Origin of the sequence: Bradyrhizobium sp. ISRA442 (genome assembly GCF_038085055.1) — a bacterium.
In the GTDB taxonomy this organism is placed as follows: Bacteria; Pseudomonadota; Alphaproteobacteria; order Rhizobiales; family Xanthobacteraceae; genus Bradyrhizobium.
The window spans coordinates 1-19,373 of the sequence record NZ_JALGCN010000024.1 but is presented as its reverse complement, the minus strand read 5'-3'; the positions used below and the strand labels follow the sequence as shown (position 1 = coordinate 19,373).

The 19,373-nt window shown below is 63.6% G+C and carries 21 protein-coding genes; 14 read left to right on the top strand and 7 right to left on the bottom strand.

The window, feature by feature from the left end; genetic code table 11:
* Positions 1 to 209: 209 nt before the first annotated feature.
* Positions 210 to 1,367 carry a YjgN family protein gene (locus MTR72_RS33265; RefSeq protein ID WP_280971103.1) on the top strand — a complete coding sequence of 386 codons (1,158 nt, stop codon included), beginning with the start codon at positions 210 to 212 and terminating at the stop codon, positions 1,365 to 1,367.
* Between the two features lie 3 nt (positions 1,368 to 1,370).
* Positions 1,371 to 2,489 carry a M48 family metallopeptidase gene (locus MTR72_RS33260; RefSeq protein ID WP_280966349.1) on the top strand — a complete coding sequence of 373 codons (1,119 nt, stop codon included), beginning with the start codon at positions 1,371 to 1,373 and terminating at the stop codon, positions 2,487 to 2,489.
* A gap of 14 nt (positions 2,490 to 2,503) precedes the next feature.
* Here MTR72_RS33260 and upp read toward each other — a convergent pair whose 3' ends face one another.
* Genes upp through MTR72_RS33245 form a run of 3 tightly spaced genes read right to left on the bottom strand, consistent with a single transcriptional unit; the run spans position 2,504 to position 5,698 of the window.
* Positions 2,504 to 3,133: a uracil phosphoribosyltransferase gene (gene upp / locus MTR72_RS33255; protein WP_280966348.1), complete on the bottom strand. Its 630-nt coding sequence runs from the start codon at positions 3,131 to 3,133 to the stop codon at positions 2,504 to 2,506.
* Between the two features lie 56 nt (positions 3,134 to 3,189).
* Complete coding sequence (locus tag MTR72_RS33250; RefSeq protein ID WP_280966347.1) at positions 3,190 to 4,434, bottom strand: URC4/urg3 family protein; 1,245 nt, start codon at positions 4,432 to 4,434, stop codon at positions 3,190 to 3,192.
* A gap of 7 nt (positions 4,435 to 4,441) precedes the next feature.
* Positions 4,442 to 5,698 carry a GTP cyclohydrolase II gene (locus MTR72_RS33245; RefSeq protein WP_280966346.1) on the bottom strand — a complete coding sequence of 419 codons (1,257 nt, stop codon included), beginning with the start codon at positions 5,696 to 5,698 and terminating at the stop codon, positions 4,442 to 4,444.
* A 370-nt stretch (positions 5,699 to 6,068) separates the two neighbouring features.
* Between MTR72_RS33245 and MTR72_RS33240 the strand changes: the two genes are divergently transcribed.
* The 3 genes from MTR72_RS33240 (at position 6,069) to MTR72_RS33230 (ending at position 8,751) form a co-directional block, all read left to right on the top strand.
* Positions 6,069 to 7,193: a threonine synthase gene (locus MTR72_RS33240; RefSeq protein WP_280966345.1), complete on the top strand. Its 1,125-nt coding sequence runs from the start codon at positions 6,069 to 6,071 to the stop codon at positions 7,191 to 7,193.
* A 10-nt stretch (positions 7,194 to 7,203) separates the two neighbouring features.
* Complete coding sequence (locus MTR72_RS33235; protein WP_280966344.1) at positions 7,204 to 7,857, top strand: helix-turn-helix transcriptional regulator; 654 nt, start codon at positions 7,204 to 7,206, stop codon at positions 7,855 to 7,857.
* Between the two features lie 93 nt (positions 7,858 to 7,950).
* Positions 7,951 to 8,751, top strand: a complete 801-nt coding sequence (locus MTR72_RS33230) for a class I SAM-dependent methyltransferase (protein ID WP_280966343.1) — start codon at positions 7,951 to 7,953, stop codon at positions 8,749 to 8,751.
* An 82-nt stretch (positions 8,752 to 8,833) separates the two neighbouring features.
* Here the strand turns inward: MTR72_RS33230 and MTR72_RS33225 are convergent, their stop codons facing one another.
* Both MTR72_RS33225 and MTR72_RS33220 read right to left on the bottom strand, forming a co-directional pair.
* Positions 8,834 to 9,649, bottom strand: a complete 816-nt coding sequence (locus tag MTR72_RS33225) for a DUF2927 domain-containing protein (RefSeq protein ID WP_280966342.1) — start codon at positions 9,647 to 9,649, stop codon at positions 8,834 to 8,836.
* Between the two features lie 84 nt (positions 9,650 to 9,733).
* Complete coding sequence (locus MTR72_RS33220) at positions 9,734 to 10,312, bottom strand: L,D-transpeptidase (RefSeq protein WP_280966341.1); 579 nt, start codon at positions 10,310 to 10,312, stop codon at positions 9,734 to 9,736.
* A 271-nt stretch (positions 10,313 to 10,583) separates the two neighbouring features.
* On the opposite strand from MTR72_RS33220, the gene MTR72_RS33215 reads away from it, so the two are divergent.
* Together MTR72_RS33215 and MTR72_RS33210 are read left to right on the top strand one after the other, a co-directional pair.
* Entirely contained in the window at positions 10,584 to 12,131 is a 1,548-nt protein-coding gene (locus tag MTR72_RS33215; RefSeq protein WP_280966340.1) for an acetolactate synthase large subunit, read from the top strand.
* Positions 12,132 to 12,168: 37 nt separating this feature from the next.
* A complete protein-coding gene (locus MTR72_RS33210) occupies positions 12,169 to 12,687 on the top strand; it encodes a hypothetical protein (RefSeq protein ID WP_280966339.1) in 519 nt (172 codons plus the stop codon).
* 54 nt (positions 12,688 to 12,741) lie between these two features.
* On the opposite strand, the gene MTR72_RS33205 is transcribed toward MTR72_RS33210, so the two are convergent.
* On the bottom strand, positions 12,742 to 12,972 hold the full coding sequence (locus MTR72_RS33205) for a DUF3551 domain-containing protein (RefSeq protein WP_280966338.1): 231 nt from the start codon (positions 12,970 to 12,972) through the stop codon (positions 12,742 to 12,744).
* 257 nt (positions 12,973 to 13,229) lie between these two features.
* Between MTR72_RS33205 and MTR72_RS33200 the strand changes: the two genes are divergently transcribed.
* The 7 genes from MTR72_RS33200 (at position 13,230) to sugE (ending at position 17,519) form a co-directional block, all read left to right on the top strand.
* The gene (locus tag MTR72_RS33200) at positions 13,230 to 13,583 is read left to right on the top strand and encodes a hypothetical protein (RefSeq protein WP_280966337.1); all 354 of its coding nucleotides are present in this window, start codon (positions 13,230 to 13,232) and stop codon (positions 13,581 to 13,583) included.
* 134 nt (positions 13,584 to 13,717) lie between these two features.
* Entirely contained in the window at positions 13,718 to 14,203 is a 486-nt protein-coding gene (locus tag MTR72_RS33195; protein ID WP_280966336.1) for a hypothetical protein, read from the top strand.
* Positions 14,204 to 14,244: 41 nt separating this feature from the next.
* Positions 14,245 to 14,727, top strand: a complete 483-nt coding sequence (greA, locus tag MTR72_RS33190; RefSeq protein WP_280971102.1) for a transcription elongation factor GreA — start codon at positions 14,245 to 14,247, stop codon at positions 14,725 to 14,727.
* A gap of 320 nt (positions 14,728 to 15,047) precedes the next feature.
* Positions 15,048 to 15,212 carry a hypothetical protein gene (locus MTR72_RS33185; protein WP_280966335.1) on the top strand — a complete coding sequence of 55 codons (165 nt, stop codon included), beginning with the start codon at positions 15,048 to 15,050 and terminating at the stop codon, positions 15,210 to 15,212.
* 272 nt (positions 15,213 to 15,484) lie between these two features.
* Positions 15,485 to 15,958, top strand: a complete 474-nt coding sequence (locus MTR72_RS33180; protein ID WP_280966334.1) for a hypothetical protein — start codon at positions 15,485 to 15,487, stop codon at positions 15,956 to 15,958.
* A 180-nt stretch (positions 15,959 to 16,138) separates the two neighbouring features.
* On the top strand, positions 16,139 to 17,002 hold the full coding sequence (locus MTR72_RS33175) for an aldo/keto reductase (RefSeq protein ID WP_280966333.1): 864 nt from the start codon (positions 16,139 to 16,141) through the stop codon (positions 17,000 to 17,002).
* A 202-nt stretch (positions 17,003 to 17,204) separates the two neighbouring features.
* Entirely contained in the window at positions 17,205 to 17,519 is a 315-nt protein-coding gene (gene sugE / locus MTR72_RS33170) for a quaternary ammonium compound efflux SMR transporter SugE (protein WP_280966332.1), read from the top strand.
* Positions 17,520 to 17,537: 18 nt separating this feature from the next.
* Here sugE and MTR72_RS33165 read toward each other — a convergent pair whose 3' ends face one another.
* Positions 17,538 to 18,662 carry an amidinotransferase gene (locus tag MTR72_RS33165; protein ID WP_280966331.1) on the bottom strand — a complete coding sequence of 375 codons (1,125 nt, stop codon included), beginning with the start codon at positions 18,660 to 18,662 and terminating at the stop codon, positions 17,538 to 17,540.
* Between the last annotated feature and the right edge of the window lie 711 nt (positions 18,663 to 19,373).

Here is a 19,373-nt window from a genome sequence, read left to right as displayed (position 1 = left end):
CAAGGGAGAGTTTTGCCACATCCAACCTTCGCGAGAACGTCGGACGGTGGTCACGCTTTCAGGCGAACGTGATCTCCCACACCTTGTCGGGTGGAATCGCGGAAGAAATCGCTTGAAATCGAGCTAAATCGAACCCTGTCGCCTTGGGTATCGACTAACCTCTGATCTATAGTTTGAGCCGACCAGATCCGCATCCCGAGGTTGCCGTCGTGAACGAGCTGCAATGGAGCCCCATTGGCCCGCCCCAACCGGTACCGCCGCCGCTGCCGCCGACGCGGGTCGACTTCACCGGCGACCGCACCGAGTTCCGCAAGATGGCGACGAAGGGCGCCGCGCTCGAACTCGTCACCTTCGGCTTCTACCGGTTCTGGCTCGTTACCGACATCCGGCGGCATCTGTGGTCGAACACGTCGATCGACGGCGATGCCGCCGAGTATACCGGGCGCGGCAAGGAGCTGCTGATCGGCTTCCTGTTCGCGCTCGCGATTCTCGTGCCGATCTATCTCGGCTATTTCCTGATCACGATCGAGGCAGAGCGTTGGCAGGGCTTTGCTTCGACACCGCTGTTCATCAGCTTCTACGCCTTCGGGCAATTCGCGATCTACCGCGCCCGGTGCTATCGCCTGACCCGCACGGTCTGGCGCGGCGTGCGGTTCTGGATGGACGGATCGGGCTGGGCCTATTCGCTCCGTGCCATGCTGTGGGGCTTGCTTGTGTTCTTGACCCTTGGTCTGGCGCTGCCCTGGCGTGAAGCGTCGCTGGAACGCTACAAGATGCGGCACACGCACTATGGCGATCTCACCGGCGATTTCGAAGGCGACGGCTGGGAGTTCTTCAAGCGCGGCTGGTGGCTGTGGCTGCTCACGCCGATCGCGCTCGTGATTTTCCCGCTGGCACCGTTTCTCTATTCCGAGTTCAAGGCGCGAGAGTGGCGCTGGTGGCTCGCGGGTCTCCGCATCGGCGGCGTAAGTCTCTCCTCGGATTTGCCGCACGATGCGTTCTACGGCCTGTACTGGAAGGTGATCGGCTGGTGGCTGCTGCTCTCGACCCTGTTCGGCTTCTATCTTGCCGCGGCCACCGCGCTCATCGTCAAGCTCAGCGGTCTGCCGGTCGAGCAGGCGCTGGGACCCGACGGGCCTGCCAAGAACATCCCGTTGCTCGTGACGATGGTGATCGGCTACTTCGCCCTGGCGCTCGCCGTCAATATCGTGATGCGCGTCTATCTCCAGCGCGATCTCTGGGTGAAAGTGTTAGAGACCGTCGAGATGCATGACATCGGCGCGGCGGCTGACGTGCGCGGCAGCGGCGAGCTCGCCAGCGCGCTCGGTGAAGGCTTTGCCGATAGCCTCGATGTCGCGGGATTCTAGGTCGTGAGTGACGTGTCTGCCGAGGCCCAGCCCGGAAAGCCGACGATCTTCTTCGACGGCGTCTCGAGCCGCAGGCGGCGGGTCACGCTGACGCTCAGTGACGTGCTCGAGATCCTTGAAGAGGGCGAAGCGCAGGACCAACAAACGATCGCGCGCTGGGCCTATGCCGACATCCGCCGCGCCGACAGTCCGGCCGGAGTCCTGCGTCTCGCCTGTACCTCGGCCTCGCCCCTGGCACGCCTCGAGATCCGCGACGCGTCGCTCGCGACGGAGCTGACCGCGCGCTGTTCGCGGCTGGATGAGCACCAGACCACACGCCGCGGCACGGCCAGGATTGTCGGCTGGTCGCTCGCCGCCGCCGTCTCCATCGTCTGCGTCGTGCTATTCGGTGTACCGCTTGCCGCCGATCGCCTCGCACCACTGGTGCCGAAGCCGATCGAGCGGCGCATCGGCGACGCCGCCGAGGTCCAGATGAAGACGATCTTCGGCCGCGGCGCCTGCAACGATGCGGCCGGGCAGGCGGCCTTCGCAAAGCTCGTCAATCGCCTGCGCGACGTCGCCGGTCTCGATGAGTCCATGACGGCTGCGGTGCTGCCGACCGCGGTGCCGAATGCCTTCGCGTTGCCGGGCGGCAAGGTCTTCATGCTGAAGGGCCTGCTCGACAAGGCCGATAGCCCGGACGAGGTCGCTGGCATCCTCGCCCACGAGCTCGGCCATCTCAAGCATCACGACAACATGCGCGGCCTGATCTACAACGGCGGCACGTCGTTCCTGATCGGCCTGTTGTTCGGCGACGTCACCGGCTCCTCCGCCGTGATCTTTGCCTCGCGCAGCGTGGTCGAGGCCTCCTATTCGCGCGAGGCCGAAACCGCCGCCGACACCTTCGCCATCGAGACCATGCACGCGCTCGGCCGCTCGCCCAAGCCCGCGGCCGAACTGATGTTCCGCATCACCGGGAAGGAAGGCGGCTCCGGCTTCACCATCCTGTCGAGCCATCCATTGACCGATGACCGCCTCGCGCGCATGACCAGGGAAGACCGCCCCGCCAGCGGCCCACCGCTGTTGACCGACGCGGAGTGGAAGGCGCTGAAAGGGATTTGCGGCGGCAGCGGTAAGATCTGATCTTCCCGAGGCTGCTATCTCGTTCCGTAAGCGCGGTCGCCGGCATCGCCAAGGCCCGGCAGGATAAATCCGTTCTCGTCGAGACCTTCGTCGATCGCGGCGGTCCAGATCCGGACGTCAGGGTGCAGTCCGCGAACGCGCTCGAGGCCCTCGGGCGCGGCGATCAGGCAGGCGAGGCGGATGTCCTTGGCGCCGCGCTCCTTCAGCCGATCAACCGCGGCAACGGCGGTGTTGGCGGTTGCAACCACCGGCGTCACCACGATCGCAAGCCGCTCGCTGAGGTCGGACGGCGATTTGAAGAAATACTCGACCGCGGCGAAGGTGTTTGGCTCGCGGTAGAGCCCGATATGCGCGACGCGCGCGGTCGGCACCAGGTCCATCATGCCGTCGACGAAGGTCGTGCCGGCGCGCAGCACCGGAACGAAGACCAGCTTCTTGCCGGCGATCTTCGCCGAGTGCATGCGCGCAAGCGGCGTGTCGACGACGACGTCGGCGAGCGGCAGGTCGCGCGTCACCTCGTAGCACAGGAGCATGCCGATCTCTTTGACCAGCTCCCGGAACGACTTGGTCGAGATGGATTTGTCCCGCACCAAAGTCAGCTTGTGCTGGACCAGGGGATGATCGACGATCGTGACGCCTTCCATGAGGGGATGCTCCTGAAATTGCTCGATGCGCAATGCGATACGTTCGAACCCACGCGTTAAAAAACAGTGCCATCGCTGATCACCTTGAGCGGCGGCGCGCCGTCGGCGCGGCGCGCGAAGGCAATGGCGCGGCCCGCGGCCCACGTGCCGCCTTCGAGGATGCTGGCAAGCGGTAGCGATTCCGGACTGCGGCCGAGCTTCGCGCGGACGCTACCTGCCAGACGATCCAGCAGCGCGACCGTGAGCGCCCGCCACTCCACGACGAGCAGCGAATCCACCGCATGCGCGCGGTCGGCATCAGCGGCATCGCGCAGGCGCAGCACCCCGTGATCAACGAACAGGCCGCCATTGCGGTATTCGGCAAGCCCGGTCAGGCCGTCGATGTCGGTCACCTCAAGGCCGGCACGCTGTAGCGGCTCGATCAGCGAATAGCTCAGCCATTGCGACAGCTTGTGCAGGGGAACGAGGCCCGCGGTCGCATCATCGGACGTGATCGCCGGATGGCGCCAGCAATCGCCGAGCGGAAGGCCCGCAAGCTCGAGCCGCGACGGCCAGATCGGCCCGAACTGATTCAAAACTTCGGACAGGATCACGGGCGCAGCGATCGCGCCATTGGTCGCCTGTGCCGCCAGACGATCGAACAGCCCTCCGGGCCGCGGCGTGTCGCGCAAGCCGAAAATCTCCGCGCGCTGCGCCACCAGCCTGCCGAGCCGCCGCAGCAGATCGGCGCGTCCCTCGACACCAAGCAGTGGATTTGCATCCGTGACCTGAAAGCCGGACTGAAGCGAGCCGAGCGGCAGTTTTGCGATCACGTCCGCATCGACCCTGTACGGCGCACGCGCATCGCCGGAGAAGGCGCCGCTTGCGAACATGTCGAGGCTCGCGATCGCAAGCCCTTCGGAGCGGCCGATGTCTTGTCCAGTTACAGCGTCGCGGTAGCGCCAGGTGGCACCGGCGCCGGCATCGAGCAGAACGCTGATGATCGCAAGGTCGAACTCGGCGCGCCCACGCGCGGCGCGATCCGGCCACGCCGCGGCGTCCGCAAGGCGCGTCCAGCGGTCGACACCGCCGAGCACGAAATGCCGCCATCGTGCATGAAAGGGAATATCGAGTGTCGGATAAGCCTTGCGCGTGACCGCAACCACGGCCTCGGCAACGCTGTCCATGCGATCGAGATCGATCGTGAAATGCATGAGCCCGCCACCGAGGCCGAGCTCGAGCATCTGAGCGGCCCGCGCGCGAACCGCTTCTGCGGTCAGCAGCGAACGGGCCTCTCGTTCTGTCGCCGTGGCGTCCGCCATCACGTTGTCAGTACTTCTCCAGCGAACGCCCGACTACGCCATTCACGTCCTGTTCGGGCGCAACGTCGGTCGAGTAATATCCGGCGGCCTTCTTCGCGGCGATTTCGACATAGGCGTCGGCCGGAATCAGCTCCGGCGGGATCGGCACGCGCTCGACGATGTCGATGCCTTGCGAGGTGAGCGCGTCGTACTTCATGTCGCTCATCGACAGGAAGCGGTCGATGCGCTTTAAGCCCAGCCAGTGGATCGTGTCCGGCATAAGCTGCTGGAAGCGCGCGTCCTGGACGCCGGCGACGCATTCGGTGCGCTCGAAATAGGCGGCGGCCGCATCGCCGTCCTCCTGGCGCTTGCGCGCGTTGTAGACCAGGAATTTCGTGACCTCGCCGAGCGCGCGCCCTTCCTTGCGGTTGTAGACAACGAGCCCGAGCCCGCCCTCCTGCGCGCCGCGCGCGGATTCCTCGATGCCGTGGATCAGGTAGGGCCGGCAGGTGCAGATGTCGGAGCCGAACACGTCGGAGCCGTTGCACTCGTCGTGCACGCGGCAGGTGATCTTGGTGCGATGGTCGGGCAGCTTGCTGACGTCACCGAACAAATAGACGGTGGTGCCGCCGATCGGCGGCAGGAATACCTTCATGTCCGGCCGCGTCACGAGCTCGGGGAACATGCCGGCGGTTTGCTCGAACAGCGTCCGCCGCAGCTCGGTCTCTCCGGTGCCGAAGCGGGCCGCAAGGCCGGGTAGATACCAGACCGGATCGATCGCAATCTTCACCACCGACACGCTGCCGTTGGCGTGCACGACCTCACCGTCGGCGCGCAGCCGCTTTGCGGCGAGCGCATCGCGGATCTCAGGCAGGTCCAGCCGCGCACGCGTCACCGCGATGCTCGGACGGATGTCGGCGCCCTCGGCGATTTCTTGGCGGAAATTCTCGGCGACGAGATGCCCCCAGGGATCGAGCGCGACGATCTTGGTCGGGTCGGTCCATTGCGGGAACGGCCCGATCGTCGCCGCTGGAAATGTGTTGGTGAGATCGGGACGCCGGATCGGATCGAGCGCGCCTGCGGAGACAGCGAGCGCCCGGTACACCGCATAGGAGCCGCCATGGCTGCCGATCACGTTGCGATCCAGCGACCGCGACACCGTGCCGATGATCGGCCCGCGCTCGCGTGCTTCCGGGGCACCCCAGTGAATCGGAAAAGCCGCCTTTCTGCCCGGCTCCGGATGGGAGGTGAGGCGGATGTGATCGGTACGGTTCGCTCGGCTCATAACCAAACTCCCAAAAAGCCAACGGCCCGCCTGTCCGACGGGCCTGGCTCAGTCGCATTGCCGGGTCCACCGGCGACGCGCCCTAATCTTTCATATTGTAGCGGCGAGCCACGACGGACAAGTTAATCGTACCGTGTGACGAGCCCGTTCATTTTCGACATTAGACATATAGGTATTGTTGGGCGTGTCCTGAATGCCCCATCCGACGCCGATCAGCCGCGTGACGCTCGGATGCGTTCAGTGCAAGTTATTGAAATAATTAGCATTTTCTAAAAAGATGAATCCTGCGTTGTCATCCTGACCAGCTCGCCGGCAATCTGGACAAAACGTCTATATTCAGACATATCGTTCAGATTCTCGGGAGAACGCCATGTCCGCCAGCTACATCGACCCCCGCAACGGCAAGCTCTATCCGCTGGATCAGCCGCGCTGGTGCTCGGACGAGCGTACGCCGCTGCTGGTCACGCCGGGGGCAGGGCTGTCGCGCGATGAGATTGACGGCCGCACGCGATCGCTGTGGCGCTACCGGGCGGCGCTGCCGGTCGAGATCGCAAAGCCGATCACGCTCGGCGAAGGCTGCACGCCGCTGGTGCAGCAGGCGTGGGGCGAGCTGCGCCCGTTCTTCAAGCTCGAATGGTTCAATCCGACCGGCAGCTTCAAGGACAGGGGCTCGGCGGTGATGCTGTCTTTCCTGCGGCAGATAGGTGTCGACGCCATTCTGGAAGACAGTTCCGGCAATGGCGGCTCGTCCATGGCCGGGCTCGGCGCCGCAGGCAGGATGCGCGTGAAGATTCTTGCGCCTGCATCCACGTCGCCGGCGAAGATCGCGCAGGTGCGCGCCTATGGGGCCGAAGTGCAGCTCGTCGAGGGCCCGCGCGAGGAGTCGGAGGCCGAAGCCATCCGCCAGTCGAGCCAGACCTTCTACGCCAGCCACAACTGGCAGCCTTTCTTCCTCGAAGGCACCAAGTCGCTCGCCTATGAGATCTGGGAGGATCTCGGCTTTCGCGCGCCCGACAACGTCATCGTCCCCGTCGGCGCCGGCAGCAGCCTGCTCGGCTGCGCCTTCGGTTTCCGCGAGCTGCTCAAGGCCGGGCAGATCGCAAAATTGCCGCGCCTGTTCGCGGCCCAGCCGTTGAACTGCTCGCCGATCGATGCGAGTTTTCAGGCCGGCGTCGATACGCCCGTCCCGCGCGAGGTGCACAAGACCATCGCCGAAGGCACCGCCATCAAGCATCCCCTGCGCCTGCGCGAGATCATCGGCGCACTGCGTGAAAGCGCCGGCGGCACCGTTGCGCTCAGCGAGGAGGACATCGTCGCCGCGCTGCGCCGGCTGGCGCGGCAGGGACTGTTCGCCGAGCCCACCAGCGCGAGCGCCGCGGCCGCGCTGGACAAGCTGTCGAGCGCCGGAGCCATCAAGGCGAGCGAGACCACCGTGGCGGTCCTCACCGGCACCGGGTTGAAGGCCGCAACGACAGTTGCCGAGCTGGTGCAGTAGGAGCACGGCGATGAGCCGCCGCAAGCCCGCCACGTCGCGTAGCGCCGCTGCAGACCGCAAGGCGCTGTTCGAGCAGTTGGAGCAGATCGCGAAGGGGCTCGGTGACACCTTCGCGCCGTTCTGCGAAGTCGTGCTGCACGACCTCACCCATCCCAAGAATGCGATCCTCGCCATTCACAACAACCTGTCGGGACGCAAGGTCGGCCAGCCCGCCACCGAGCTTGGGCTGGCTCGCATCGCCGATCCCGACTACGCGCAGGTGATCGCGAATTACGCCAACGCTTTTGCCGACGGCAGGCAGGCCAAGAGCACCTCGATCGGCATCAAGGACGCGGACGGTGCCTACGTCGCCGCGCTCTGTCTGAATGTCGACCTGACGCTGTTCCAGGGCTTGCAGAGTGCCATCGGCCAGTTCGTCAGCGTCGGTGCGAAAAACAGCCCGCGCGAGTCGCTGAGCCCCGTCGGCGCGGAGGCGATCCGCGCGCATATCGACCGGTTCGCCGCCCGCCGCGCCACCACGCCGCGTGCATTGACGACGGAGGATCGCCGCACTCTGCTGCGCGAATTGCGTCAGGCCGGCTGTATGCAGGTCCGCCGCTCCTCGGACATCATCGCGGCCCATCTCGGCGTGTCGCGCGCCACAGTGTACGCGGACGCGAGATGACGTGAGCTGCCGTGGGTGTCGCAGGCACGCATTGAACCTTCGGTATCCGTCGCTTGCCTCATGGAGGAGGGAGTCAAGCGAAGGGAGAGTTCCATGTCCGACCCGTTTGCAGGTTTCAAGGCGATCCAGAAAGAAGCCTGGTCGCTGTTCACGCCGATTGAGGTGTTCACGACGCCGACCGCGGCCAAGCTCGTCAGTTTTGCCGGCGTTGCCGCCGGTCAAAGGCTGCTCGACGTCGGATGCGGCACCGGGGTCGTCGCGATCACGGCGGCGCGCCGCGGCGCGAAGGTGAGAGGGCTCGACCTGTCGCCGGTCCTGATCGAGCGCGCCCGCGAACATGCGCAGCTCGTGAACCTCGATGTCGACTTCAAGGAGGGCGACGCCGAAAGCCTGCCCTATGGCGACGCCGAGTTCGACGTGGTTCTCAGCCAGTTCGGCCACATGTTCGCGCCGCGCCCCGACGTGGCCATCGCCGAGATGCTGCGCGTGCTGAAGCCTGGCGGCACCATCGCCTTCTCCACCTGGCCGCCGCATCTCTATGTCGGTCGGATGTTCGCGCTGATCGCGCGCCATGTGCCGCCGCCCGAGGGCGTGGCCTCGCCGGTGCTGTGGGGCGATCCGAAGATCGTCGCCGAGCGTCTTGCCGGCAAGGTGAAGGATGTTTGCTTCGAGATGGACATGATGACGCCCTCCGCGCTCAGCCCGCAACATTTCCGCCGCCTGATGGAAGCAACCATCGGCCCCGTGATCAAGCTCGTCGCCCAATACAAGGACGAACCGGACAAGCTGCGGAGCTTCCGCGCCGAGTTCGACGCGCTGACCTCGGAGTATTTTGACCGCAGCAACAACGTGATGCGCCAGCAGTTCTTGATGACGAAGGCGAGGAAGGTGTGAGGGGTCTCTCTCCACGACCTCATCTCGCGACGAAGTGCTCGCGGAGAGATCCCCTCATCCGGCGCTTCGCGCCACCTTCTCTTCACTCCTTCAGTTCGTTCACCCGCTTCACCCAGGCCCTGACATCGGCGAGCACGTCGGGCAGCAGCGCCCTGACCTCCTGCACGGTCATGCCGGGCCTGATGCGGGGGTCGTAGAGCAGGTTGAGGATGTATTGGTCGTAGACGTCGAAATAGCCCATCGAGACGTTGTCGTTGAACATGGTCCAGGGCACGCTCGTGGTGTCGTTGATCGGACCGAGCGACTGCAAGAGCTCCTCATAGGCGCAGTCGAGAAAGACGAAGTCGCCGTTGTCGACGGTCAGGATGACGTCGGAATGCTCGATCTCGAAATTGTCGTTCTTGCGGAAACCGGACAAGCATTGCGGATCGAGCGAGGAGCGGATCTCGCGCGCCTTCTCCGCACCGTAGAAGCTTGAAATGGTCCGATAGAGGTCGCGGTCGCGCACGAGCTTGACGCGCACATTCGCAGCCTCGCTGGCGTCGGTCATGGCGATGTCGAGATGCTGCACGCGGGCGCCGATATCGGCCACGATTCTGGCGAGCTGCGCCTTGCGGTCGGTGCGGTCGCTCTCGGCATAGACGCGCACCGGCCCGTCGAACTTGCGGATGCGGTCGACGCGGCCGGCGAGATGGTATTCGGCGCCGAAGGCGGTCTTGAAAAAGCCCTCGACGATCTCGCCGTCGGTAAAGCTCTTCTTCTCGGTGCGCTGGCGCGAGGCGATCGCGGGCAATTCGCCCGCGCTCGCGATGGTAGCGATGTCACCGGCGAGCGCTAGGGCTGCGAGCGCCACGAGGGCGATGCGTGTGACAGGCGAAGGCGGGAGAGGGGCGCTCATCGTTATCCGACGCTGCCGTATTCGCAAGCCGCACACAAGACCGCAAATCCACGCGGCGAGCGGGTTCCCGCCGCGCGCTTGCGCCTAGTTATTCAGCACCACGACGGTGGTGCCCACCGAGACGCGGCCGTAGAGATCGGTGACGTCCTCATTGGTCATGCGGAAGCAGCCGGAGGAGACGGCCTGACCGATCGTCTCCGGCTCGTTGGAGCCGTGGATGCGGTAGAGCGTCGAGCCGAGATACATGGCGCGCGCGCCGAGCGGATTTTCGATACCGCCCTTCATGTGGCGCGGCAGGTCGGGCCGGCGCGCCAGCATCTGCGCCGGCGGCGTCCAAGCCGGCCACTCCTTCTTGGCGGTGATCCTGTGCACTCCGCCCCAGCGGAAGCCATCGCGGCCGACACCGATACCGTAGCGTAGCGCCTGGCCGTTCGGCAGCACCAGGTAAAGCCGCCGCTCCGCAGTGTTCACCACGATCGTGCCGGGTGCGTAAGTCCCGGTATAGACCACGGTGGTGCGCGGGATTGCACTCACGCCGGCGCGGAAGAAGTTCGGGCCGCCGCCCATGATGTCGCGGGAATCGAACTCTTCCGCGAGCGCGCCGCTCATTCCGGCCGTCAGGAATGCGACGGCTGCAATCGGCGCGGCAAACAACCGGTTCATGGTATCCCCCCAGCAAAATGAAAATCGTTCCAATACAACCAGAGGCCATATTTGCGCCCGTTCCGCAAGCCACGGCCCCGTGAGCGGTGCCGCCCTTGACGATTGGCGTTACCAAATCGCAACCCGCGCCAATTTGCCGAAAAGCATTAGCCAAGACGGCGCATCGTCGCGCGGGGCAGGGCCGCCATCCCCGCTATTGCTTTGACGAGACGCGCAAACAATGATTGATCGGGGCGTAACGCTGGAAATTACCGGCTGCTGGAGCTGAATGATGAACGGTGCGGAAAGTCTAGTACGGACGCTGGTCAAGGGCGGGGTCGACATCTGCTTCACCAATCCCGGCACGTCCGAGATGCATTTTGTCGCGGCGCTGGACCGCGTGCCGGGCATGCGTTGCGTGCTCGGCCTGTTCGAAGGCGTGGTGACGGGGGCCGCCGACGGCTATTTCCGCATGAAGGGCATGCCGGCCTCGACGCTGCTGCATCTCGGCCCCGGCCTCGCCAACGGCCTTGCCAACCTGCACAACGCCAAGAAGGCGAATTCCGGCATCGTCAACATCGTCGGCCAGCATGCCACCTACCACATCGGCTACAATGCGCCGCTGACCTCCGACATCGAGGGCCTGGCGCGGCCGATGTCGTCCTGGGTCCGCACCTCGCCGGACTCCAAATCGGTTGCCGCCGACGGCGCCGCGGCGATCGCCGCCGCGAAAAGCGCGCCGCCGCAGATCGCGACCCTGATCCTGCCCGCTGACACTGCCTGGAACGAGGCGGATGCAGTCGCCGAGGTGCCGGCCGAGAAGCAGCGGGCGAGCTACTCGCCGCAGGCGGTCGAGAAGGCCGCCAGGATCCTGCACGGTGACGGCGAGGGCACGCTGTTGCTGATGACCGGCAGCGCGCTGACCGAGCACGGGCTGGCGCTGGCCCAGCGCATCGCCGGCAAGACCGGCTGCTCCGTGATGGGCCCGACCTTCCGTCCGAAGATGGCGCGTGGCCGCGGCCGCTTCTCGATCGATCGCATCCACTATGTGATCGAGCAGGCGCTGCCGATGCTGGAGAAGTTCCGTCACATCGTGCTGGTCGAGGCGGACGATCCCGTGGCGTTCTTCGCCTATCCGAACAAGCCGAGCATGCTGAAGCCCGAGGGCTGCGAGGTTCATCGCATGACCTCCTGGGGCGAGAACTCGGTCGTGGCACTGGAAGCGCTCGCCGGCGCACTGCATGCGAGCACCAAGGACGTCAAGCCGCAGCCCTTGCAGGAACTGGTCAAGCCGACGGGCGCGCTGACCTTCGCCTCGATCGCGCAGGCGATCGCATGCGCGATCCCCGAGAATGCCATCCTGGTCGACGAATCCCTGACCACCGGTCGCGGCTTCTTCCCGCCGACGGCGGCCGCGGCTCCCCATGACTGGCTGCAGAACATGGGCGGCTCGATCGGCTTCTCCACGCCGCTGTCGATCGGCGCTGCGATCGCCTGTCCGGACCGCAAGGTGATCTGCATGGTCGGCGACGGCAGTGCGATGTACACGATCCAGTCGCTCTGGACCCAGGCGCGCGAGAACCTGAACATCGTCACCATCGTGTTCGCCAACCGCATCTACCAGATCCTGCGCGGCGAGTTCGACAATGTCGGTGCGGGCGAGCCCGGCCAGCGCGCGAACGACATGCTGCGGCTCGACCGGCCGACCCTCGATTTCGTAGCGATGGCGAAGGGCATGGGCGTGCCCGGCCGCGCCGTGACCAATGTCGACGAGTTCAACAAGGCGCTGGCCGAAGCCGTCGCCGAACCCGGACCGCGGCTGATCGAAGTGCAGATGTAGGGACAGCTAGAGGAGAGCGCCGGGGTCGAGGAGCGCGATGCAGACCGAGCTGAACAAGATGGTGGCGGCGCTTCGGGACTTCTACGCGCAAGAGACCTTTCTGCTCGACAAGGACGTCGGCGAGCGCACCATCACCCACCGCTTCGCCATGCATCTGGAGAAGCAATTTCGGGGCTGGGCGGTCGACTGCAATTATGACCGGCTCGGCGAACGCACGCTGCTTCTGCCGCACGGCACGATCATCTCGACCGACGACCATCTCGGCAAGTCGATCTATCCCGACATCGTCGTGCATCAGCGCGAGATCCCGAACAACCTGCTCGCCATCGAGGTGCGTAAGGCGAGCAATCACACGTCAATGGAGCACGATCAGCAGAAGCTGAAGGCGATGACCGATCCGCTTATCTGGTTCGCATACTGGGCCGGCGTCTTGCTCGTGCTGGCAAAGCGCAACGTGACGATGTCGGAGGTCTATGTGGGCGGCGTCATCGATCCGCCACTCTCGCTCTGGCTCGCCGCGCGGCTGGAGGAGGTCGGCCTGAGTGGGAGTGACTAAGGCGGCAAGACGTGTGGCGCGCGCGAAGGCTCGCGAGCGCACGCCGCTGCATCATCAGTAGGAGTAGCGCTGCGCGAACGCGTAGTGCGGATTGATGCCGCAATAGGAAGACGTACCGGAGGCTGCGGCGAGACACTGCTGATAGCTGACAAACTGGCAGTTACCGGGATAGCCCCAGCTACGGCCCTGCAGGCAGTATCTGTCGTTTGCGGCTTGTGCCGGCGCCGAGAATGTCGCGGCAAGCAGCGTAGCGAATGACGCGAGGGTCAGGACGGTACGACGCATTTCAATCTCCTTCGGGTACGGGTTGGCGGGCCATGTCAGCGTTTCCGGGGCTCGCCCGATGCACGGTCTTACCTTCTTTGTTGCGCGCGGAGCCCGGTGCGTTCAGATGTGACGCCCATCATGACGCAGGCGGGGCCCGGCTATGTGATCTCGGGCACAGTTCGCGTGCGGGTTCCGGCCCATCCTGACCCGGCTTGCACTTGCTGATCCCGCGGGACTACGCTTCCCTCACTCGGATCAGGCATTTGGAGGCTCTGATGCAAAAATCATATTTGTTCGCCGCGACGGCAGCGCTGGCCCTCGTTCTGCAAGCCCCGATCGCGCTGGCTCAGAGCGCACCTGCCGCGGGCGGTACTGCACCGGCAGATGCGGCCACCACGGCACCGGCGGCGACCTCCGCGCCGGCGGCAGCGACGCCGCCGAGCGCAACCACTGACTCTTCAAGCCCTTCGACCGGTGCGAAGAAAAGCGCCGAGAAGAAGCCGGCGAAGAAGAAGATGACGCTGCGGCAGGAGATCGATCATTCGATCGACACTGGCACCGTTCCGGCGCGCTATCGCAGCTCGGTACCGAGGCAGTACCAGCACTACATTCCGTTCGATAAGCGGTAGCGGATCGTGCAACGGCGCCGGCGCGATCGAGCGTCAGAGCGCGGGTTTGGAGAGCTTTGTCAGATGCAGATCTGCATACCTTGCGGCGGTCTACGCTCGCGGTGCTAAAGTAGGCCAAAGCCCAGGGGACGGTTATGAGTGATGATGCGAAGGATGCTGGCCTTGTGGCGATGATCAGCAGCATCCTGGGGGGCGGCAAGCGCGCGGACAACGTCGAACCGCCTCCTCTCGACGAAGCCCCGCCAACAGCGCCGACGAATGGCCTGGAAGCGGTGGCGGCGCAAATCGCTGACGCGGTGCCACCGAGGCGCGAGGATGCGTCCAATGGCGCAGTTGCGCCCGCGAAACTGATCGAGCCGCCGGCTCAAATCGTGACGCAACCGGGCGGCAAGCGGCGGCTGCCTGCGGAAGCGATTGCCGATCTCGTGCTCGGCGAGTTGCGCAAGATAGAAGGTTTTCCGGCGTCCGGTGTCTCCATCACGGTCTACGGCTACCGGAACTGGAACGCCATGATCACGTTCGCGCCGTTCTCGACCACGTTCCGGGACGCGACACGGTTCCGTCAAGCGCTGCCCGATATCGTCTTCAAGCTGCGCCGATACGTCGACCTCGAGATCTAGGTTCGCTACAATCCCCAAAAGCAGTCGATGGGGTCTTGGAATTGAGCGTCGCCTTTACCAAAGAAGAGAGTGCCGAAACCGCGTCCGAGACGCTGTTGCCGGATCGCCCGATTTCGCCTCATCCCAACCTGGTGACGCAATCGGGATTGCAGGCCTTGGAGCTGCAGCTTCGCCAAGCACGCGAGGCCTATGAGGCCGCGCAGCAGATCGAAGACGTCAATGAAAAACGCCGGCAGTCGGCGGTCCCCTTGCGTGACGTGCGCTATTTCGTCGAGAGGCTCCGCACCGCCCAGGTGATTCCCCATCCAGCGTCGACCGATACCGTTGCCTTCGGAAGCACGGTGACGTTCAGCCGGGCTGACGGCCGCGTGCAGACGTATCGCATCGTCGGCGAGGATGAAGCGGACCCAAAGGCCGGGTCGATCTCCTTCGTCTCTCCGGTCGCAAAATCCCTGATCGGCAAAGCCGTCGGCGACGTCGCCGGTTCGGGCAATCAGGAGGTCGAGATTCTGTCGATTGCGTAGCGATGCGCTTGCGGTGATTGCCTTGCGCGGACGATGACGACGCCGGCGTTAAAGAGCTGGTCAGGAATGGTGGGCGCACAAGGGAGCAAAGCTGGCGCCATTACCCGATGCCGACAGTCTCGTCTCCTGTACATAGTTGGCCCAAGGCCGGGATGCAGCCAAGTCGGCTTCAACGTCGCCGTCTGAGAGCAACGCCGACGCGAGACGTGCAAGGGTTCCTTCACCTTGATCTAGAGATACATCCGAATGGGCAATAGCCGAAGATCGCTTCGCGCTGAAGAGTGAGACCACCACTGCTGGGGGCCAACCGGAGATGTCCGATGGGTGCGGCAGGCTGGCGCTTTGCGCATATGAAGAGAACTCTCCGCGTCCGGGCGGTCGTTATTGGCGTGCTGGAAGAGCTGCCGTTTATCTGTCCGGTGGCGGTCGCAATCGGCTCGCTGATCATGATCGGCATCACGCTCTACAAGGATTGGCCGCAGTGAGGCTCGTTGAGAGTGAGGCTCGTTGAGGTCCGCTGTTGCGGGTGAAGGGGATCCAACCCGCTGGGTTCCTCGATGCGCCTTTGACCCCCGAAGCCGCCATCCTCCTCCAGAGAACCTACTGAACATTTTGTCAGCTTGTGCCGCCTGAGCGGACTTCCCCAAGTTCCCGGAAACTGAAGTGCTCGATCACATCGGTTTGAGAAGCGGCGCGGAACATCCGTCGGTCCTCGGTGCTTGCCTCGGTCACAAATCACAGAAAAGGGAGCGTCCAAATGACAGGACTGAAGACTGCAAGTCTTGCCATCCTCGGCACCGCGGCCATTGTCGTCTCCGCGCTCGCGAGCCCGGCGATGGCCGAGGGTACAATGGCCAAGGGTGCGAGGCATACTCAGGCCCAGACCACGGGATCCCAAACTCTCGCTAAAGGCCAGCGCCACGTTCAGCGTCACGCGACCTACCGCAGCCAGCGGATCCGTAACGCCAACGCTGCCTTGCCGAGCGGGACAGTGTATCGCAGGCCTGCCGGGCCCGCTGCGGTAGCCGGCAATGTCGTGGGCGGCGCCGTCGCGACCGCGGGGGCGATCGCAACTGCCCCCTTCCGAGCCTTCGACAATAGCAACTACAACTACTATGGCTACGGCTATGGCGGTCGCGACTGGAAGACCTACGCCGCCCACAACAGCCTTGCCTGCACGCCCGGCACCATGTTCAAGGGTCCGGACGGCCGGCTACATCCCTGCCAGTAATCCCTTTCGACGCGAAGACGAGGAAAAAGGCGGCCCGAGCGGCCGCCTTTTTGACGTGCGCGCCGGCAGGACGTAGCCGCAGAAGATGATGCGGCCAGAGTCGCTACGGCGTAACCTTGAAACGCCAGCGCCATTACGCCAACCAGCCAACGGCGCTTTCTCCTTGTGTGAGGTCCAGCGATGCCCGCAGATCATGATACGCGGCCCTTGGGTCGAACCGGCATCCATGTGCTGCCCTTGGGCATCGGCACGAACAAGTGGCGGCGTGCCGATCGTGGGGCCGTGTTGGAAACATACAGGACCATTCACGACGCTGGCCCGTGCATGATCGACACCGCTGAGATCTATTTCTCGGAGCGCGTCGTGGGCGACTGCTTGCGCGCAGGTCCCACACGCGCGGTGATAGCATCGAAATTCCTTCCCTTTCCGGGCCGAACCTCGCCGCGCCGCCTGATGAGCGCGCTGGACGGTTCGCTTGCGCGCCTGGGCCTCAAGACAATCGATCTGTACTATGTCCATTATCCGTTGCCCCTGATCGACGTGGGAGGGTTCGCCGAAGGGCTCGTCGAAGCGGTGAAGTCCGGCAAGGCACGCGCGGTCGGCGTGGCAAACTTCAATGCGGACCAGATGCGCCGCATCGCCGATCACCTCGCAAGGGCAGGCGTTCCGCTCGCCGCCAATCAGGTCAACTACAGCCTGCTCCGACGAGGAGCGGAAACAAATGGCGTGCTCGAAGCCTGCCGTGAGCTCGATGTGGCACTGGTCGCGTATTTTCCCCTTGCGTCTGGCCGCCTCACGCGGCCGTCGGACAGCAGGGGCACGAAAGCGCTGCTGACGTGTCTCGCCGAAATTGCCCGCGCGCACGACGCCAGCATCAGTCAGGTCGCGCTGAACTGGCTGTTGGCGCGCGACAGTCGCGTGATCCCCATCCCCGGCGCGACCAAACCTCATCACGCCAGGGCCAATCTCGATGCACTCGCCTGGCGCTTGAGTGAGACCGAGTTTGACGCGATCGACCGAGCCTCAGCAAACAGTGGAACATGAATCCGGCGCCCATCAAGCCCGTCAGTAAGGCCGTTAGCATGCGGCGTTGAAATTACGCAGGGCGACCAAGACGGCATTGGGAGCAATGCTCGATCTCTTTGGGACAGCTTGCCCCGATGCCTACTGCAGATTTTCAAAGCATTGATTTGGAGCATATCGAAAGAGAGAGATTGCTCGTGGTTCAAGCATTTTAGGTATTCCCATGGCCTGGCTCTTTCTGCTCATTGCTGGCCTGTGCGAAATCGCCTGGGCGATCGGCCTCAAATTCACGGAAGGCTTCGCGCGCCTTTTGCCAACAATCGGCACGGTCGTCGCTATGGCGGCCAGCCTTGGGTTCCTCGGACTCGCCCTTAAGTCGCTGCCGGTCGGTACGGCCTATGCGGTGTGGACGGGCATTGGCGCTGTTGGCACCACGGCGCTCGGCATCTATCTATTTAATGAGCCCCTGACGTTGCTTAGGTTAGCCTGCATCGGCTTTATTCTTTTGGGCATCATCGGACTGAAGATGCTGCGATGAGGCCTGTTGGAAGTCGGCTCAGAAGTAGCTTTCCAACGTGCCACGCCGTCGGACGTCGAGAGCAGCGCAGTGGAAGGCACCACCAAACGCCGCATAGTGTAAGAAGTTGCAGGGAATCGGTTCGAATCCCCAATTTTCAAACGCACGCATCGTTGCGGTATGATGCGGATCTACGATGACGCGCTTCTCATCGACCATCAATACGTTCATGTTGAGCCATTTCCCGCATAGTGAAGTGATCCTGAGTACAGGATCGGTGATTGGGTCGGACTCGGGAGCTACGAGGATGTCCCACCCTTTCAAGACAGCCGGAAGATGGTCGACGTCTATGTACTCGGGATTGATCAGAATCTTGCCGGGCCCAAGCGGCAATATGGTGGTGTCGATGTGCATTGGATTCGGACAGCGGCTCTCAATCTCATGGATGCGATAACCGTCGCCAAGGTGACGACGCAGCCATTCAATGCCGGACGCATTGGTGACGTTGCTGCGGGTCACGAACAAGTCGCGCCCGCAGCGAAAGAAGTCGGCAGCGTCAAAGACCGGTTCGAATTCGGTGAGAATGTATGAGATCGGCTCGCCTTTCTTCGGAACGCGAAAGTCAGGGTCGAACAGTTCGTCCGACAGTTGCGGCCTGGGCGCACTCGTCCACCGCGCGCCACGTTGGAAATAGTCTTTCAGGATCGGACGATAAGACTGCGTCTCGAAGTAGCGACAGGGCCAAACCATTGGGGTTTCGATGATCTCGTCGCCGATCACGAGCATGCTGTCGCGCGGGCAGGAATTGCAGAAGCCGCGCGAGGACCATCCCGGTGTGCTGAAGCGCTTCCTGTGGTCGACAGCGTCCGGCCGTCTTACGACGATGCCCAGCGACTGTAGCAGCGCAACAAAGCCATCAAGTTCACGCTGCGCCGGTTCGATCATGATCCTTGGGTAACGAAAGCCTGCGAGCAGCGACTGAGCACGCGCTGCCATGCCCGGAATGTTGCAGGTGACGACCGGATGATCGGATGGGATGACCGCACCCTCAAGCCTTCCGACGATCACTTCCTCCAGCGTGTCCCACTCGTTGTGTGAGTTCACGGGAGAAATTCGGCCCGATGGAGCGGCATCCAAACCGCGAACGTGCGCGACCACGTCCATGCACGAGACCCTCTGTGCGCTACAACAGCCTCCGGTCGCGGAAGTTCCAGGCGACCAGCCCCCCGGTTGTGGGTCGATCGCAAATCCCTGGTGTCGACTCTTGGGCCCTTAGCTGACTATGTCGGTCGGCTGCTTGATTTCTGCCCGCGGGGGTAAAGCGGACGTCGGCACGCCTCGGCAGGGAGCCTTCAACGACTCTTGAAATCTAAGCTGAATGATGGGCGCACATGGGATCGAACCATGGACCCTTCCGTGTGAAGGTGGAGGCGTATTCAAAACGGCCTATAGTAATAGGCTATTTTGATGATCGGGCGACGACTGCACACGTTTTGCACACCGTGATTTTTGGAAATTACTCAAGGAGTGAGCGCTCCCTTAAATGAGGAGAGGTCCACCAGCGTTCTCGTTATGTCTGTCCGCACAGCATGATCATGCGGCCAAAAATAGGCGATTGAGCTATCGAGTAAGCCAACTGATGCGCACTATATTCCGGATTTAGGAATGAATTAACAGCCTCCCGCGAAGGTTGAATAATGAACTGGTCACGCAAGAATATCGTCCTTTCAATTCTGCTCGCGCTTCCAATTGCCGGACTGATTACCATCATCTTCTCTTCAGTCATACCATTGCATCATGAGCAGGATGAGTGTTCGTTCGGATCAGTAACTAACGCCGAATATCGGGGGATGCTTTCTGCCGCTCGATCGCTGA

Coding starts and splice junctions, on each gene's coding strand:
- MTR72_RS33185 (WP_280966335.1), top strand. CDS start 15,048: ATGGGTGCGGCAGGCTGGCGCTTTGCGCATATGAAGAGAACTCTCCGC.
- sugE (WP_280966332.1), top strand. CDS start 17,205: ATGGCCTGGCTCTTTCTGCTCATTGCTGGCCTGTGCGAAATCGCCTGG.
- MTR72_RS33250 (WP_280966347.1), bottom strand. CDS start 4,434: ATGGCGGACGCCACGGCGACAGAACGAGAGGCCCGTTCGCTGCTGACC.
- MTR72_RS33220 (WP_280966341.1), bottom strand. CDS start 10,312: ATGAACCGGTTGTTTGCCGCGCCGATTGCAGCCGTCGCATTCCTGACG.
- MTR72_RS33230 (WP_280966343.1), top strand. CDS start 7,951: ATGTCCGACCCGTTTGCAGGTTTCAAGGCGATCCAGAAAGAAGCCTGG.
- MTR72_RS33240 (WP_280966345.1), top strand. CDS start 6,069: ATGTCCGCCAGCTACATCGACCCCCGCAACGGCAAGCTCTATCCGCTG.
- MTR72_RS33175 (WP_280966333.1), top strand. CDS start 16,139: ATGCCCGCAGATCATGATACGCGGCCCTTGGGTCGAACCGGCATCCAT.
- MTR72_RS33245 (WP_280966346.1), bottom strand. CDS start 5,698: ATGAGCCGAGCGAACCGTACCGATCACATCCGCCTCACCTCCCATCCG.
- MTR72_RS33200 (WP_280966337.1), top strand. CDS start 13,230: ATGCAAAAATCATATTTGTTCGCCGCGACGGCAGCGCTGGCCCTCGTT.
- MTR72_RS33165 (WP_280966331.1), bottom strand. CDS start 18,662: ATGGACGTGGTCGCGCACGTTCGCGGTTTGGATGCCGCTCCATCGGGC.
- MTR72_RS33225 (WP_280966342.1), bottom strand. CDS start 9,649: ATGAGCGCCCCTCTCCCGCCTTCGCCTGTCACACGCATCGCCCTCGTG.
- MTR72_RS33235 (WP_280966344.1), top strand. CDS start 7,204: ATGAGCCGCCGCAAGCCCGCCACGTCGCGTAGCGCCGCTGCAGACCGC.
- MTR72_RS33205 (WP_280966338.1), bottom strand. CDS start 12,972: ATGCGTCGTACCGTCCTGACCCTCGCGTCATTCGCTACGCTGCTTGCC.
- MTR72_RS33215 (WP_280966340.1), top strand. CDS start 10,584: ATGAACGGTGCGGAAAGTCTAGTACGGACGCTGGTCAAGGGCGGGGTC.
- MTR72_RS33180 (WP_280966334.1), top strand. CDS start 15,485: ATGACAGGACTGAAGACTGCAAGTCTTGCCATCCTCGGCACCGCGGCC.
- MTR72_RS33195 (WP_280966336.1), top strand. CDS start 13,718: ATGAGTGATGATGCGAAGGATGCTGGCCTTGTGGCGATGATCAGCAGC.
- MTR72_RS33210 (WP_280966339.1), top strand. CDS start 12,169: ATGCAGACCGAGCTGAACAAGATGGTGGCGGCGCTTCGGGACTTCTAC.
- upp (WP_280966348.1), bottom strand. CDS start 3,133: ATGGAAGGCGTCACGATCGTCGATCATCCCCTGGTCCAGCACAAGCTG.